The sequence below is a fragment of the Maritimibacter harenae genome (assembly GCF_009882975.1).
Taxonomy (GTDB): domain Bacteria; phylum Pseudomonadota; class Alphaproteobacteria; order Rhodobacterales; family Rhodobacteraceae; genus Maritimibacter; species Maritimibacter harenae.
The window spans coordinates 1-13,631 of sequence record NZ_WTUX01000002.1 but is presented as its reverse complement, the minus strand read 5'-3'; the positions used below and the strand labels follow the sequence as shown (position 1 = coordinate 13,631).

Here is a 13,631-nt window from a genome sequence, read left to right as displayed (position 1 = left end):
CCCGCCCCCGGGCCGAAAGATCAGACGTAGAAGTCCAGCTCTTCCTGCTCCTTGAGAAGATCACGCAGCCGGTGCGGATCGTCGCCGAAGAAGAAGGCCAGACCCCAGTGCGTCCCGAAGGCGGTGCGCTTGGTGACCTTCTGTTCCATCGGCTCGGACAGCTCGTGGAATTCGAAATACGGGTGGTTGTTCGTTTCCTCCGGCACCTCGAGCCGGCTGACCACGCGGCGGCGCGGGTAGACGCCGAAGCAGCCGGCGTGACCCTTGGCGTCCTCGATCGGCGTCGGGAAGAAGGCGTCGAGCTCTTCCTGCGTCGTCTTCGGGTCGAACACGACGATGAGCCCCTGGTAGCCGCTGAACCCGTAAGCGCGTTCGATCAGTTCGAGCGCCTTGAAGCCCGGCGGACGGTAGGCGACCTCGCCGAAGTAGAGCTTGCCGTCGTTGGTCAGGAAATACTCCGGATGGATGAAGCCGAAATCGATGTCGAAGGTCTCGATGAGCTTCTCGATTTCCTCGGTGATCCGCTCGCGGTGCGCTTCCAGTTCCGGTGTCGCCGGCACGAAGACCGAGTAGCCCAGCGTCACGTATTCGGAAATGTTCAGGAACTGGATCTTGCGGTCCTTGATCCAGGCCTCGACCGCGAACTCCCACCCGTCGAGGTGGCTTTCCAGCAGCGCCGGGAATTCCTCGTCGGGAATGTTGTCCACGTCCTCGGGCGTGCGGATAACCCGGTGGCCCGCGGTGCCTGACTTGTCGAACGCCTTGAAGTGGATCGGATCGTGCGGGTCGCCGTCGAGCTTGAGCAACGTCTGGTTCACCCGGACGAGGAACCGGGTCACGTCGCCCCGGTCGTGCGCCTCTTCGAAAACGCCCACGCGGATGCCGCCAAGCTGCGCGCGACGTTTCATGAGCGACTTGTCCCGGAACAGCATGGATTGCCCCAGAAGCCGCGGGTTGCCCATCAGGACCGAGTTGATGGCGCCGGCCCATTCCACCGTCTCCTCGTAGAGCGGAATGGCCACGTCGACCCCTTCCTCCTGCAGCCGATGCGCGAGCTCGTGGGAGCGTTCGTTCAGCCGGTCGAAATCCCAGCTGATGAAGGGAATGTCGTTCTGGGCGCAGTACTCTTCGGCCCAGGACGGGGCCACGACGATGTAGCGCCGGTCGAACCGGTCCGCTGCGTCGATGGCGTTCAGGCTCCAGCCCAGCAGGGCGACGTAGCCTTTCTCGGGATCGTAATTGTTCATTTCGTGCTCCTCTGTTGGCCATGACGACGTGGGAGGGCTCCTCGGCGACCCGGAATCTGCGGGTTCTCGGCGGTCATTGCCGCCCTGCCGAAAGAGCTAGCCATAGCTTGCTCTTTGAGGATTAAAGTTAAGGATGCCTGATTGCTTTGCAAGAGGAAGAAAATGCTTGATAATTTTTTCCATCTTTTTCAGTAAATTAGAAAAATCATCGAGCTCGAATGGCGGAGTATTGCTTAGAATTTCTAAGTAAATTCGCGGCGCGGCGGCGCAGCACCATAGAAGTCCTCGGGGCGACTGGCAGCCAACAGTCCGGCATGCCTGACGGCCCGCCGCAAGCGGGCGAGAGATCCGAGGGTCGATCCCCTCCTCGCATCCATGCGCATCCTGACGCAGATCTGCCGTGCCGCCTCGTCGGTGCGAGACGGCGATCCGCCTTTTCGCGGAGCCTACAAGACCTTGCTGATAGGACCGGACAGGGGGAGGACCTTGTCGCCCTCCGGCGTTTCACGAATTTCGAGCCAATCCGTGTCTCCGTCTTCTTCGACGAAGAAGCGCCATTCATCCTGTTCGATCATCGTGATTGCGTCAGCGACGGAAAGTTGCCACTTGGAGCGCCCGAACAACGTGCGGCGCTCACCACCGATCATGACCACTTCCGAACCGTTTGCACCGACTTCGGCCCATGTCACTTGGGCTGGTGCTGCCATATAGATCACCACCTTTCGTTAACCATCCTTTCGGTTCTGGCCAACGAGTCAACCCCGGGGCGATGACGCGGAGGTCTGGAAAACGGCCCCCCGTCAAGGCCGAAGATCGAATTCGACGCTGCAATTGAGGCCCGCGAGCGTCCTGTACGCGCCGTTCTCGAGCCGGATGCGCACCCGGATCGTGCCACTGCGTGCGTCGGCGACCTCGTCGATGACATCGAGCGTACCCGTGAGCTCTCCGCCGATGGGAGCTTGCGGGCGCACGGTCACCTCGTCCCCCTCCTCAATGCGGCCGATCAGGTCGAGCGGCAGGAAGGCGTCGACCTGGATCGGGTCGATCATCGCGACGGTCGCCACCGAGTCCGACTGCGACACGTATTCGCCCGCTGCCCCGACGACCTCCATGACGACGCCGTTCAACGGACTGCGGACCACGAGCCGCTTGAGGATGGCTTCCGTGCGGCCCAACTCCATCTCCGCCGCTTTCCGCTCCTCGCGCGCTTCCGTCACCCGCAGCCGTGCGATTTCGAAGGCGGCCTCGGCCTGGGCCATTTCCTGGTCCGGCAGGACACCGCGCTCGTTCAATTTCCGCGCGCGATCGACGTTCCCGGCCTCGAAGTCGAACTGGGCGAGCGCAAGGTCGACCGATGTCGTGGAGTCCGCGCGCCGCCGGGCCATGGCGGCGGTCGCTTCCTCGATCTCGGAGTCGAGGAGCGCCAGCACCTGTCCGGCTTCGACCCGGTCGCCCCGGTCGATCTCCACCGTGTCGATGATCCCCGCGGCCGGCGTTCCGACCTCCACGGTGCGCCAGGGGGCCATGAGGCAATCGTAGGTTTCGGCATGGACCGGGGAGGCGAGGCACAGGGCGAGACAGGGGATGCGAAGGTCAATCATGGTAGTTCCCGAGGATGGTGACGGCGTTTCGGCAGGAGCGGTCGAAGTCGTAAAGGCGCTGGCGCAATCGGGTCGCGTCCGCCGTGCGACGCCGATCGAGGTATCGAAAGAGGATCGCGTTCAACGGGCGCAACATCCTGTGACCGGACAGAAAACGCGCCAAACGGGACGGCGGCGCCCGGTCTTCGTCGGGCGCAAGAAGGGTGATCCGCAGAACGTCCTCGTCCAGCGCCCACTGTGGCCAGGCATTGCCGCCGAGCGACACGACGGCAATCGGCCGGTCGCCCGCCGGCTTCTCGGCCGGTGCGGGCCAGGTGATGCGCGGATTTCCGGCCTCGGCCCGCACCCGCTCCGCGTCGCGGCTCGTTCCGCCGACGAGGTAGACATCCCCTGCCCGCGCGGGCCCGCAGGCGTGCGGCAACAGCGCGGCGTGAAGGCATGGCTCCGTGCGGACCTTGCGCGTCGGGCCCAGGGCACGCAGCCCATAGGCCGATTTCAACTCCGGCTCGTGGCGCGGCAGATCGCGGACCAGCGTGGACAGGTTTGGGTAGAGCGCAAGCAAGGCACGCAGCGGGATGCGGTCCAGCGAAGACGATTTTTCCCGGTCGTCTCCGAGCCTGTGGCGCGCCGCCAGCAGTGCGGCGGGGTCGAGCCCCGGCAGGTTGAGCGCCCTGGACGCGAGCGCATCGCTGGCCCGGACCGCGCCCTCTTCGATCACGTAATCTTCGCCCTGATGCCAAAGGTGAAGGCAGGCGAGGCCCGCGCGCACGGCGAGTTCGGCGCGCGCGGGGTTGGCCCAGGCCGGGCCCATCGTCGAGGTCAGAAGCTCGAGCCGTTCACGCCCCGCCGGCGTCAATTCGGCCGCGCCCTCGACGAAGCGGAAATCCCGTGCGCCGAACTGCGAGGCGATCCCGAGCGTCTCGGTCGCGCTCAACACCGGCGCCGGGCCTGTTTGTGCTTCGCCGGTGAGCACGATCCCCGCGAGCGAGCGTTCGATCAGCGTCTGGTCGGCGTCGAGAACCAGCGCGAAGTCGATGTCCCTGGGCCGGGGAAGTCGCGCGGCCGCGGCGCGGGGTGCGAGACGGGTGAAGCCATCGCGCAGGTCGCCGAGCCGCACGGCGGACACGCGGGACCGCAGAAGGTCGAGCCCGGCATCCTGCGCGCCGAGAAACACGACCCGGGCGTCGTAGGCCTGGGCCCGCGCCCGCACCGGCATGTCCGGCCGGATCGCGGCGCAGGTGACGTTCATCCGGGTCAGTACCGGGGCGAGTCTGTCATGGACGCGCAGGCTGGTGTCGTCAAACGACAGAACCTGCACCCGCCCACCGCGGCCGGCGACATTGGCGAGGGCGTGCGCGATCACGGCCAGGTCGTGAGGGCCGCTCTCGAGCGCGCGCTGCCCCTCCGACAGGCGCAAAGCAAGGGCGCGTGTGGCCGGTGCGCTCGTCTGCCCCAACAGGGCATCGAGCCGGTCGGCGTCGTAATGGCCGGCCGCCGCGCGTCGCGCCTTTCGCGAGCCTGCGCGGCTTGCGCGGATATCGAGCGCCGCGTCAGACACTGAATTCACTCAGGAACAGTTGGCGCAGCCGCCGATAGGCCTGTTGCCCGATCGGCTGTGGTTCGTGCTGGAACTTGACGCGGATCTTTTCGCCCACGCGGCGCCGGTGCTCGACCCGCTCGGGACGGATTTCCAGATGGAAGTGATCGACGAGCGCGGCGGGCTGCCCGTCTTCGCCCTGCGCCACCTCCACGTCGCCGCCCCCCATCGTGGACAATGCCATCGACGGAAGCTGCGTCGAGGCGGCCGGGACTTCGCGCACCAGCCGGCCCGATCCCTCGACGCCGCTGTCGTCCATCGACATCAGCCGGATGTCGTTCAGCGACGCACGCACGAGGTCGACGTCCTGCTGGCGCACGGCGACCCGGACGGTCGCGCGGTCGGACGGAATGACGAAGCCCAGGCGCTCGCCGCGCTGGACGTAGCGATCTTCCAGGTCCCCGGACACCGCGACCGAGAACTGGCCCGAGAGCCGTGCGGCGAGCGTGAGCGCCTCGATACGGTGCCGGGTGTCGTCGATCCGCCGGATGATCTGGTCGAGCTCGAGCTCGGTCACGCGACGCGCAACCCGGTCCTCGACGAAATCCGCGCGCACCTGGGTCTCCAGCGCCTCCCGCCGGGCCTCGAGTCGCGCCAGCTCCCCCCGCGTGCGTTCGTTGTCCAGGTGCGCGATGACATCACCGGCCGCAACCTGTTGACCGTTGCGCACCGCGATGTCGGACACGAACCCGTCCGTCCCCGCCACGACCTCGCCGCCTTCGGGGACCCAGACGACCCCCCACGTCACCGTCGAGCGTGGTGCGGGAATGACGAAGAGGAGAAAGGCGAGCGCGCCGGTGGCCGTCAGCGCCCGCAGTATGACGCGGAAGCGCCCGCCCCGCAGCCGAGGCGAGAACAGGAGGAAGCGGATCATCTGTATCGCGGGAAGGACCAGGAACTGCCCCACGGCCCAGACCGCGAGAGCAATGCCGATGAAGAACAGCATCTTGGACACCACCAGCGCGATCGCCAGCACGATCGTGATCCGGTAGAGAAAGGCCGCCACCGCGTAGAAGAAGAGCCACCGTTTCTCGGCCGGCTGCGTCTCGGGTGTCGTCGCGTCGTCCAGGAACAGGATGTAGCGCTGCGTGAGATACTTGAAATACGCGGTGCTGCGGGTGCCCAGGTTGGGAATCCCCAGCAGATCGGAGAGGATGTAATACCCGTCGAACCGCAGAAGCGGGTTGAGGTTGAACAGCAGCGTGCTCACCGACCCGATCAGCGCCGCGTTGTAGAGCCCCGCGCGCACCATGCCGGGCTCGACCCGGGCCCAGAGAAGGATCGCCAGGGCCGCGAGGAACAGTTCGACATACATGCCGGCCGCCGAGACGATGACGCGCCGAAGCCGCGTGTGGAATTCGTTGGCGGCGGTCGCGTCGACATAAGGGACCGGCACCAGCACGAGCAGCATGATGCCCATCTCGTGCACTTCTCCGCCCCAACGGCGCACGGCGAGCCCGTGGCCGAATTCGTGGAACAGCTTGAGGACGGCGAAGATCGCCGTCATGGCGAGGACGTTCTCGGCGGACAGGAACCGGTCCATCATGTTGGCCGACAGCTCTTCGCCATGCAGGACGGCCGTGCCAAGGCCGGTGCCGACCACGGCCAGCCAGAGAAACAGGCCGATGCGTGAAAAGATCAAGCGACCGAGCGGAGAGAGCTTCAAAAGCAGCCGATCAGGATCGAAAAGTGGAAACCGGATCGCCAGCGGCGTGCGCAGCTGGGCGAGCCGCCTGCTCCGCTGCATCTTCGAGGTCTGGTCGAAAAGCCGCTCGCTGTCGGCCGATCCTTCCCCCACGATCAGGCCCAGTGCGGACAGCTGCGTCAGAAGGCGGGTCGCCTCCCCCTGTCCCGGCGCCAGCTCATCCAGAAGCTCCTGCGAGGGTGCTGGCAGACTAATTCGAACCAGTCTCAGCTAGGGCAGGTTCGCTGTCCCTTATTCCGCGCAGAGACCGCGCCACTCGGTCAGAGCGGCGGCGCGGTTAGCCTTGAAAACGGGTCGGCTCGAGAGGCTGCGTTCCTGGTTGAAATGATTTGAGACTGAGGCGTGGACGGAGGCGAATTTCTGGAGACTTCGCATGCGCCGGAACCGAAGCATGGCCCTTTCGCGTCGTCGGAATGGTAGATGCGAGTTCTCAGCGCGGTTGTTCACCCAGCGGCCCGTTTCCTGCCGCGTATCGGCTCCGAGCTCTTTCAAGGCGGCACCGTAGGACCGGAGCTTGTCGGTCACGATCGTCTCCGGGCCGCCATGCTTGCGCATTGCTTTCTTTAGAAACTTCAAGGCCGCCTTCCTGTCGCGGGTCTTGGTAACAAAGCTCTCCAGGACCTCTCCTTCATGGTCGACCGCCCTCCAAAGATAGTGCCGTTCCCCGTTGATCTTCACAAACATCTCGTCGAGGTGCCAGCGCCAGCGACTGGACCGCATTCCGTCAATCCGGCGCTTGCGGATCTCGGCCGCGAACATTGGCCCGAACCGATGCCACCAATATCGGACGGTCTCATGGCTCACGTCGATCCCGCGCTCATGGAGCAGGTCCTCTACATTTCGCAGCGAGAGCGGGAACCGAACGTACAGCATCACCGCCAAACGGATGATCTCAGGCGACGTTTTGAAGTAGCGGAAGGGACTTGGCTTGGGCATGCTCGAACGCTAGCCAGCGCCCTGCCCCGCCTCAAGCCAAGTTTCTCTGACAAGGCCNTTGAGGAAGCTTCTGAACAGAAATATCAGGGGGGTCACTTTTGGACGCCGATTACCCCAATACAGGGGTCAATCTTGCATGCCGGTTCACAATTCCCATGGCCGATGCCTCAATAAGGACTTTGTCAGCCCGCCATTCCTTGCGCTTGCGCAGCACCGTGGCCTTGAGGTTCGTGTAGTCGAGACGCTCTCGCACAACGTCGAGAAGATACCACCGCTCTTCCTCCCGGTGGTACCCGAAGGTCAGCCCCACCGAATAGTCGCACCGCGGCCCATTTTTTAGAGCTGTATCCCAGCTTTGGACCCGGCGAGTGAACATGTCCTTGTCCGGGAGGGTATCCACGAGATGAAGGTCGTCCATGGTCAGGAAGTCATTTTCCCCGGCGACGGGGTTTTGCTGGTACTGCGCCTGGAATGCATACTGGCCAATGTCGGCGCGGATCTGGTCCAGCACCTCCCGGCTTTCGCGCCCCGGGTTCAGAAGATCCCCGCGTTTGCGCTCCCAGGTCCGGCCATTGTAGAGCGGGATGGTCTCCGGCACCTCGGCGATCGCGGGCAGACACAAGTGATCAAACGTGCCCTTCTCGATCAGGTAAGCCGAAAAGTCGTCCGGGTGGAGGCGCTGCTGGATCGAGACGATGCGGTCTTCCTGCTTGTCGTTCAGGCGCGAGAACAGCGTCTGGTCGAAATAGTCCCGCAGCGACTGGCGATAGGTGTCATGACGCATGTCGGCTGGCTTGCCGAGGTCATCAATGACGATCAGGTTGGCCCCGAAGCCCGTCACGCCTCCGCCGACTGATACAGATTTGCGCCCGCCCCCTTTCGTGGTCTTGATGTGCTCGAGGCGGTCGTGCTTCGTGTCGATCTTGAAGTCAGGGAAGATGCGCTTGAAGGCGTTACTGGTCACAACGCGGCGGAACAGGTCACCATGTTCGCGTGCCAGGTCGTTGTTGTAGCTGACCACCACCACTTTCTTGGTCGGGTCTCGCCCGAGCTCATACGCCGGCAGAAGTACAGACCCACAGATGGATTTCAGGTGGCGGGGTGCAATTGAGATCATCAGACGCTTGGTCTTGCCCGTCGCCACGTTCTGAAGGCTATGGCACATGGCCTCCAGATACGGGGCTCGGACGAGAGTCTCGCCCGGACAGATCACCGGGAACATGGCCGCCAAAAACAGGTACATGTTCTCACGCGCCAGAACATCCAGCATCTTGCTTTGAAGGTCCACAGATTGCTCACTCATCTTCCTGTGCCTCCTGGAACGAGGCGAAGAGCTGATCGGCATCGGTACCGAACATCTCTGCGAAGGTCTCAAGGACCGCCCGGTCCGCGTCCGGGTCGCGCGTATCATTGGCGGCCTCGGGCTGCTGGGCCGATTTCGCGTCTTCGATCATCGTCATGAGCTTGAAAGCACGGTCCATGCTGCGCAGATCCCCCTTGGCGGCATTGTTTGCCAACTGGAGCAAAATGGCCTCAATGATGGTCACTTCGCGCCGCTGACCATCGGTCGTAACCTTGATCTTGCGCGTGAACGCTTCTTCCGCCATGGAGGTGAACGATTTCGCCCCCTTTGGCCGGCCCTTGGGGTTGCCGGACTGGCCCTTCTTGAACCGGGTGGCCTTCGGCGGCTTGCCGTAGCCCACTTCGTAATCGCCATCGTCCTTAGCCATGATCCGCCTCCATCGCCTCATGCTCAGCCAGCGCCGCCTTGCGCTTGGCCCAGGTCTCGCCCGTGGCCTCGAGTAGCGCCTCCTTGCCCGTCGCCTTCTCCCAGCGGCGGATGGCGACATCGACGTAAGCGGGATCAAGCTCGATGAGGCAGGCGGCGCGGCCGGTCTTCTCGGCCGCCAGCAGCGTCGCACCAGAGCCGCCAAACGGGTCTAGCACCACATCGCCGCGGTGGGTCACGTCGAGGATCGCGTCCGCCACCAGCGCCGTCGGTTTCACCGTCGGGTGGTCGGCAAGGTCGGCCTCACGGCCCCGGCCGAAGCTGTTCACGCCGGCGTAATCCCACACGTTGGTGCGATTGCGGCCGTGCTTGCCCAGCTCCACGTTGTTGATGTGCGCGGCACCCGGCATCTTGAAGATGGCCACGAGCTCGTGCTTGGAGCGGTAGAGGCTGCCCATGCCGCCGTTGGGGTGCTGGCAGACTAATTCGAACCAGTCTCGGCTAGGGCAGGTTCGCCTTCCCTTATTCCGCGCAGAGACCCCGCCGCTCGGTCAGAGCGGCGGCGCGGTTGGCCTTGAAAACGGGTCGGCTCGAGAGGCTGCGTTCCTGGTTGAAGTGGTTTGAGACTGAGGCGTGGACGGAGGCGAACTTCCGGAGACTTCGCATGCGCCGGAACCGGAGCATGGCCCTTTCGCGTCGTCGGAATGGTAGATGCGAGTTCTCGGCGCGGTTGTTCACCCAGCGGCCCGTTTCCTGCCGCGTATCGGCTCCGAGCTCTTTCAAGGCGGCACCATAGGACCGGAGCTTATCGGTCACGATCGACTTCGGCCGGCCATGCTTCCGCATTGCTTTCTTTAGAAATTTCAGGGCGGCCTTCCGGTCCCGGGTCTTGGTAACAAAGCTCTCCAGGACCTCTCCTTCGTGATTCACAGCGCGCCACAGATAATGCCGCTCACCGTTGATCTTCACGAACATCTCGTCGAGGTGCCACCGCCAGCGAGTGGAGCGCATGCCCTCAATCCGGCGCTTCCGGATCTCGGCCGCGAACATTGGCCCGAACCTATGCCACCAGTACCGGACGGTCTCGTGGCTCACGTCGATCCCGCGCTCGTGGAGCAAGTCTTCCACATTGCGCAGCGAGAGCGGAAATCGAACGTACAACATCACCGCCAAACGGATGATCTCTGGCAACGTTCTGAAGTACCGGAAGGGACTTGGCTTGGACATGCTCGAACGCTAGCCAGCGCCCTGCCCCGCCTAAAGCCAAGTTTCCCTGACAAGGCCCAGGCCACGATTGGTCGGCTTGGCCGTCTCGCCTATCTCGATGATTGTAGCTGTCGGGCCAACTCCCGGTTCCGAATCCCGGTCATGTCCATCAGACAATTGGCGACGTTCCAGCGGATGAAGTCATCCCTCAGATTGACACGATCTTGCCGGCAAACCCTGTCACGCTTTCGGATCCACGCTCGCTGCTCATCCAATACAACGCTGCCGAGCTTCTCACGCGCAGCGCCATAGAGTGCGCCCAGGCGGCCATCAGCATCAGCAAGAGCCGGGAATTCGCAGATCACGGCTGCTGCAGGATCGAGATCGCCGCCACAGTCAAAACTGGCGCCTGCTATTTCGTGTGTCCACTCTGGCAGCCAATCCGGAACAGTGCCGTCCAACATCGGCGGTCTCGACCAGGTACCAACGTCTCCCAGGAGAAGATAGCGGTGGACCGGGTACGCTTGTTCGAAGTCTAGAACGCGCACATCGATGAGGTCGGCGCCCCGGCCACGGACATAGGTCCCGTCACCATCGGGGAAATGGATGTTCTCATTGAATGTACGTGTATACCAACGCCCGTCGTCTCCGCGGAATGCGCTGCACTGGATCGATCCGAGACCAGACAACAGCCCCTCGGTGAAAAACGCATCTGGATCATTGCCCGGAACCAGCCGCCGGTAAGTCGCAAAGTTCGTACTACGCGTCGCGATTTCCGGGTACCGCCCCACTTCACTTCTGCCGGAACTGAGCTTCCAGCCTTCGTCAGCGGGAAGGTCGGCGTACGCCGACATGTCCCCCGCAGACGGAAGCCCGATCAAGAAATGCTCACGACCTGTATTTGCACGAACCAAGAACCGGCACGCGGCGCTCGCGCCGGCACCGGTAATCTCGCTTGGGTAGGTCAAGCTGGTTGCCAAGACGGTCGCGTTGATTTGTGTCGCGCCGATATAGCTGTCGACCAGGACAAATCGCTCCGCCACGGGGCGCTCGTCACCCAGGTAGCTGTTTTTCGTGAGCATCCCGAATACGAAATCCGGGGAGATCTGCCACTCCGTTATCCGACCGGCGATCTCATTGATGGCTGCTTGCGCCTGACCGTAGAAGCTCTGTGCCATCTGCTGCACCAGCTCATCTCTCAACGGCGTTCCGTCCGGGATCTGGATCGCCATAGGAATCTCGGAAAACGGTGCGTGGAACCCAAGCACGCCATCCACGTGAACGAAGCGACTGGGCCAACTTGGCATCCCACGCAGGACGATTGTGCTGCCCCCCAGAAACGCTATTGCGCAAGAGGACAAACAGCGGTCACCTGGGCCGACGAACGTGCTCACTGCGAGACCTGCAATCATGTCTGCCATCGCAAGGCCTTCGTAAAAGTCGCCCCCATCGCTGTTGAACGACACGACCACGTCCTTGAACATGTCGACGGTCCAATTGGGCTTCTCCTCGCGCAGCATTGATCTAAGCTTGTCCACATCCCCGGGTTCTATCGGACCCTCGACGCGCAAATGCGGCATAGCTGCAAAGGACTTGTTTTCGCCGGCAGCCGTCGGATCGCCAATGGTTTCACCCGGGTAGACGTGTTTGAAATCGGCCTCGATCGGCTCCGCCCAATAGATATCAGCCGCCCCAACTGGCGACGTGGCCAGAACAAAGCCAAAGAAAGGCGGGATCAGCCTTGAAGCCAACGGTAGCATGTTCCCTCCGTCACGTATTCTTCGAGCGCAACGCCGAGGCTACCGTTGCCAAGCGTGTTGCGCGTTTCTTCAATCAAGGGCCCGTAGAGTTCAAAGAAACTCGTGGCATAGTCACAGATCGACTGGTTGGTTGTCTTCGGGTCGCATTGCGCAAACATGTTGAATGCGGCATGGTTGAATGGCGGCTTCGCGCAGATCGCTAGGCGATCAAGTCCGTCGGTGATTTCAGCGATGGCGAGTCGGATCTCTTTGCGACCGCTTGCACCAAGCTCGCCTACGATCGTGTTCGTGACAAACGCCTGTATTGGAGCGCTGGTGGCGCCGTATCCGGCTTCCTGCAACAGCCGCACATCGTCCCAGTGTGAGTACCATCGATCATTGAGAAGACGCCGGTTTTCGCCAAGCTGGCCTTGGCTGAACTCTTGCACCAGCGACATCGCGGTATCGACATGCCGGTCGATCCGAGTGAGCGTGAGTTCAAAGACGGCGTAGGCACCGGCAATCATCAGCGCAATGAATTGGGCCGTCTCAATTTTTGCGAGGCGCTTGATGAAGCGTCGGGAATTCGGTCCGTTGCCAGTCGTTTCCGGCTGATTACCGTTCGCACTCATTCAATTTGAGCTCCGCCACCATATCCACTGTATCACCCGTCCCCCCCGAGCGGGTGAACCTGGTGTTTTCCTTTACGTCTACCACATTGTCGAAATGGTCACGGATGCAGGTGATTTGTTCCCATGACAATACGATGACTACGGCTTTCATGTTCTCAGGCAGGTTTCCTAGCCCCGGCACCTCCCTCATCTGTTTTTCGGTGAAGCGGATGACGCTGTCTTGCAGCGAATTCCGCGTGGTGTCTGGGTTGATCTGCCCGGGTGACGGCCTAACGATACCTTCCTCGCAAAATCCGATGAAGATCAATGCGGGTCCGTCCCCGGCTTCATTTCGATAGATGTCAGCCTTCGTCCTGAGACATTCGGCCTGACTGTAATAGAGTAGTGGACCAGGTTCCTCAGATCCGGAGGCGTCATCTTGTGCCACGGCGAGGCCAGCGATGAACCCGCCGACAAGTGCCATCAAAATGGCTGATCTGAAACGCCATAAATAATGCTTCATTTGCCAATGATATCAAAATGTGCCAACTTTTTGAACTTCAAATGGAGTTCGCGAACCAGCGGCTCTCGCACCTAGTCCCTAGGAAAAGAGAGCGACTAGTACGATCTTGGCCCTATGCGCTATCGTCACTGAGACCGCCCCGACGTTCGGGGCGGCCATGGCGCGCAGTCCGGTGCCCTGAAGGGAGTGAGTGAGGCGCCGGTCGACGGCAAACCTTCTGGGTTTCAGTTCAGGCTCACGGGTACTGGCAGACTAATTCGAACCAGTTTCAGCCAAGGCAGGTTCGCTGCCTCTTATTCTGCGCAGAGGCCGCGCCACTCGGTCAGAGCGGCGGCGCGGTTGGCCTTGAAGATAGGTCGGCTTGAGAGGCTGCGTTCCTGGTTGAAATGATTTGAGACGGAGGCGAACTTCTGGAGACTTCGCATGCGCCGGAACCGGAGCATGGCACGCTACCGCCTGCGGAACGGCAGATGCGAGTTCTCAGCGCGGTTGTTCACCCAGCGGCCCGTTTCCTGCCGCGTATCGGTTCCGATGGTGCTGGCAGACTAATTCGAACCAGTCTCAGCTAGGCTCAGGACCCATTGATTTGAGTCGAAGGTCATGATTCACCGCACGAAAACCGAGCGGTGATATGTCTGATCTCTTTTGGCTGAGCGATGCGCAGATGGCGCGTCTGGAGCCGTACTTTCCGAAGTCCCATGGCAAGCCGCGCGTTGATGATCGGCGCGTGTTGAGTG

Annotated in this window: 13 protein-coding genes and 2 pseudogenes; 1 reads left to right on the top strand and 14 read right to left on the bottom strand. The window is 62.4% G+C overall.

Annotated features, from left to right (window positions below; translation table 11 throughout):
• Nucleotides 1-20: 20 nt before the first annotated feature.
• From GQE99_RS00165 to GQE99_RS21365, 14 genes and pseudogenes are all read right to left on the bottom strand, one after another.
• Nucleotides 21-1,247 carry an ATP-grasp domain-containing protein gene (locus GQE99_RS00165; RefSeq protein ID WP_161349568.1) on the bottom strand — a complete coding sequence of 409 codons (1,227 nt, stop codon included), beginning with the start codon at nt 1,245-1,247 and terminating at the stop codon, nt 21-23.
• 446 nt (nt 1,248-1,693) lie between these two features.
• The gene (locus GQE99_RS00160) at nt 1,694-1,966 is read right to left on the bottom strand and encodes a hypothetical protein (protein WP_328794008.1); all 273 of its coding nucleotides are present in this window, start codon (nt 1,964-1,966) and stop codon (nt 1,694-1,696) included.
• Between the two features lie 81 nt (nt 1,967-2,047).
• The gene (locus GQE99_RS00155) at nt 2,048-2,848 is read right to left on the bottom strand and encodes an efflux RND transporter periplasmic adaptor subunit (protein ID WP_161349567.1); all 801 of its coding nucleotides are present in this window, start codon (nt 2,846-2,848) and stop codon (nt 2,048-2,050) included.
• Nucleotides 2,841-4,406: a hypothetical protein gene (locus tag GQE99_RS00150; protein ID WP_161349566.1), complete on the bottom strand. Its 1,566-nt coding sequence runs from the start codon at nt 4,404-4,406 to the stop codon at nt 2,841-2,843. The genes GQE99_RS00155 and GQE99_RS00150 overlap by 8 nt, the downstream gene beginning before the upstream one ends.
• Nucleotides 4,399-6,243 carry a biotin/lipoyl-binding protein gene (locus GQE99_RS21810; RefSeq protein ID WP_161349565.1) on the bottom strand — a complete coding sequence of 615 codons (1,845 nt, stop codon included), beginning with the start codon at nt 6,241-6,243 and terminating at the stop codon, nt 4,399-4,401. The genes GQE99_RS00150 and GQE99_RS21810 overlap by 8 nt, the downstream gene beginning before the upstream one ends.
• Before the next feature lie 138 nt (nt 6,244-6,381).
• A complete protein-coding gene (locus GQE99_RS00140; protein WP_161349564.1) occupies nt 6,382-7,086 on the bottom strand; it encodes an IS6 family transposase in 705 nt (234 codons plus the stop codon).
• A 109-nt stretch (nt 7,087-7,195) separates the two neighbouring features.
• Nucleotides 7,196-8,389 carry a hypothetical protein gene (locus GQE99_RS00135; RefSeq protein WP_161349563.1) on the bottom strand — a complete coding sequence of 398 codons (1,194 nt, stop codon included), beginning with the start codon at nt 8,387-8,389 and terminating at the stop codon, nt 7,196-7,198.
• Nucleotides 8,382-8,816, bottom strand: coding sequence for a DUF5681 domain-containing protein (locus GQE99_RS00130; RefSeq protein WP_161349562.1), 435 nt, complete (start codon nt 8,814-8,816; stop codon nt 8,382-8,384). The genes GQE99_RS00135 and GQE99_RS00130 overlap by 8 nt, the downstream gene beginning before the upstream one ends.
• A complete protein-coding gene (locus tag GQE99_RS00125; RefSeq protein ID WP_161349561.1) occupies nt 8,809-9,273 on the bottom strand; it encodes a DNA-methyltransferase in 465 nt (154 codons plus the stop codon). The genes GQE99_RS00130 and GQE99_RS00125 overlap by 8 nt, the downstream gene beginning before the upstream one ends.
• Nucleotides 9,274-9,337: 64 nt before the next feature.
• Nucleotides 9,338-10,042: an IS6 family transposase gene (locus tag GQE99_RS00120; RefSeq protein ID WP_161349560.1), complete on the bottom strand. Its 705-nt coding sequence runs from the start codon at nt 10,040-10,042 to the stop codon at nt 9,338-9,340.
• Between the two features lie 89 nt (nt 10,043-10,131).
• Entirely contained in the window at nt 10,132-11,781 is a 1,650-nt protein-coding gene (locus GQE99_RS00115; RefSeq protein ID WP_161349559.1) for a lysozyme inhibitor LprI family protein, read from the bottom strand.
• Nucleotides 11,757-12,392, bottom strand: a complete 636-nt coding sequence (locus GQE99_RS00110) for a hypothetical protein (RefSeq protein WP_161349558.1) — start codon at nt 12,390-12,392, stop codon at nt 11,757-11,759. The genes GQE99_RS00115 and GQE99_RS00110 overlap by 25 nt, the downstream gene beginning before the upstream one ends.
• Entirely contained in the window at nt 12,376-12,894 is a 519-nt protein-coding gene (locus GQE99_RS00105; protein ID WP_161349557.1) for a hypothetical protein, read from the bottom strand. The genes GQE99_RS00110 and GQE99_RS00105 overlap by 17 nt, the downstream gene beginning before the upstream one ends.
• A 293-nt stretch (nt 12,895-13,187) precedes the next feature.
• A pseudogene (locus tag GQE99_RS21365) lies at nt 13,188-13,418 on the bottom strand (DDE-type integrase/transposase/recombinase); the annotation flags it as partial.
• A gap of 107 nt (nt 13,419-13,525) precedes the next feature.
• Between GQE99_RS21365 and GQE99_RS00095 the strand changes: the two are divergent.
• Nucleotides 13,526-13,631 (top strand): annotated as a pseudogene (locus tag GQE99_RS00095) (IS5/IS1182 family transposase); the annotation flags it as partial.

What these genes read in the sequence shown, in the direction of transcription:
- GQE99_RS00165 (WP_161349568.1), bottom strand. Translation starts at nt 1,247, where the DNA reads ATGAACAATTACGATCCCGAGAAAGGCTACGTCGCCCTGCTGGGCTGG.
- GQE99_RS00135 (WP_161349563.1), bottom strand. Translation starts at nt 8,389, where the DNA reads ATGAGTGAGCAATCTGTGGACCTTCAAAGCAAGATGCTGGATGTTCTG.
- GQE99_RS00105 (WP_161349557.1), bottom strand. Translation starts at nt 12,894, where the DNA reads ATGAAGCATTATTTATGGCGTTTCAGATCAGCCATTTTGATGGCACTT.
- GQE99_RS00155 (WP_161349567.1), bottom strand. Translation starts at nt 2,848, where the DNA reads ATGATTGACCTTCGCATCCCCTGTCTCGCCCTGTGCCTCGCCTCCCCG.
- GQE99_RS00115 (WP_161349559.1), bottom strand. Translation starts at nt 11,781, where the DNA reads ATGCTACCGTTGGCTTCAAGGCTGATCCCGCCTTTCTTTGGCTTTGTT.
- GQE99_RS00110 (WP_161349558.1), bottom strand. Translation starts at nt 12,392, where the DNA reads ATGAGTGCGAACGGTAATCAGCCGGAAACGACTGGCAACGGACCGAAT.
- GQE99_RS00120 (WP_161349560.1), bottom strand. Translation starts at nt 10,042, where the DNA reads ATGTCCAAGCCAAGTCCCTTCCGGTACTTCAGAACGTTGCCAGAGATC.
- GQE99_RS00125 (WP_161349561.1), bottom strand. Translation starts at nt 9,273, where the DNA reads ATGGGCAGCCTCTACCGCTCCAAGCACGAGCTCGTGGCCATCTTCAAG.
- GQE99_RS00130 (WP_161349562.1), bottom strand. Translation starts at nt 8,816, where the DNA reads ATGGCTAAGGACGATGGCGATTACGAAGTGGGCTACGGCAAGCCGCCG.
- GQE99_RS00140 (WP_161349564.1), bottom strand. Translation starts at nt 7,086, where the DNA reads ATGCCCAAGCCAAGTCCCTTCCGCTACTTCAAAACGTCGCCTGAGATC.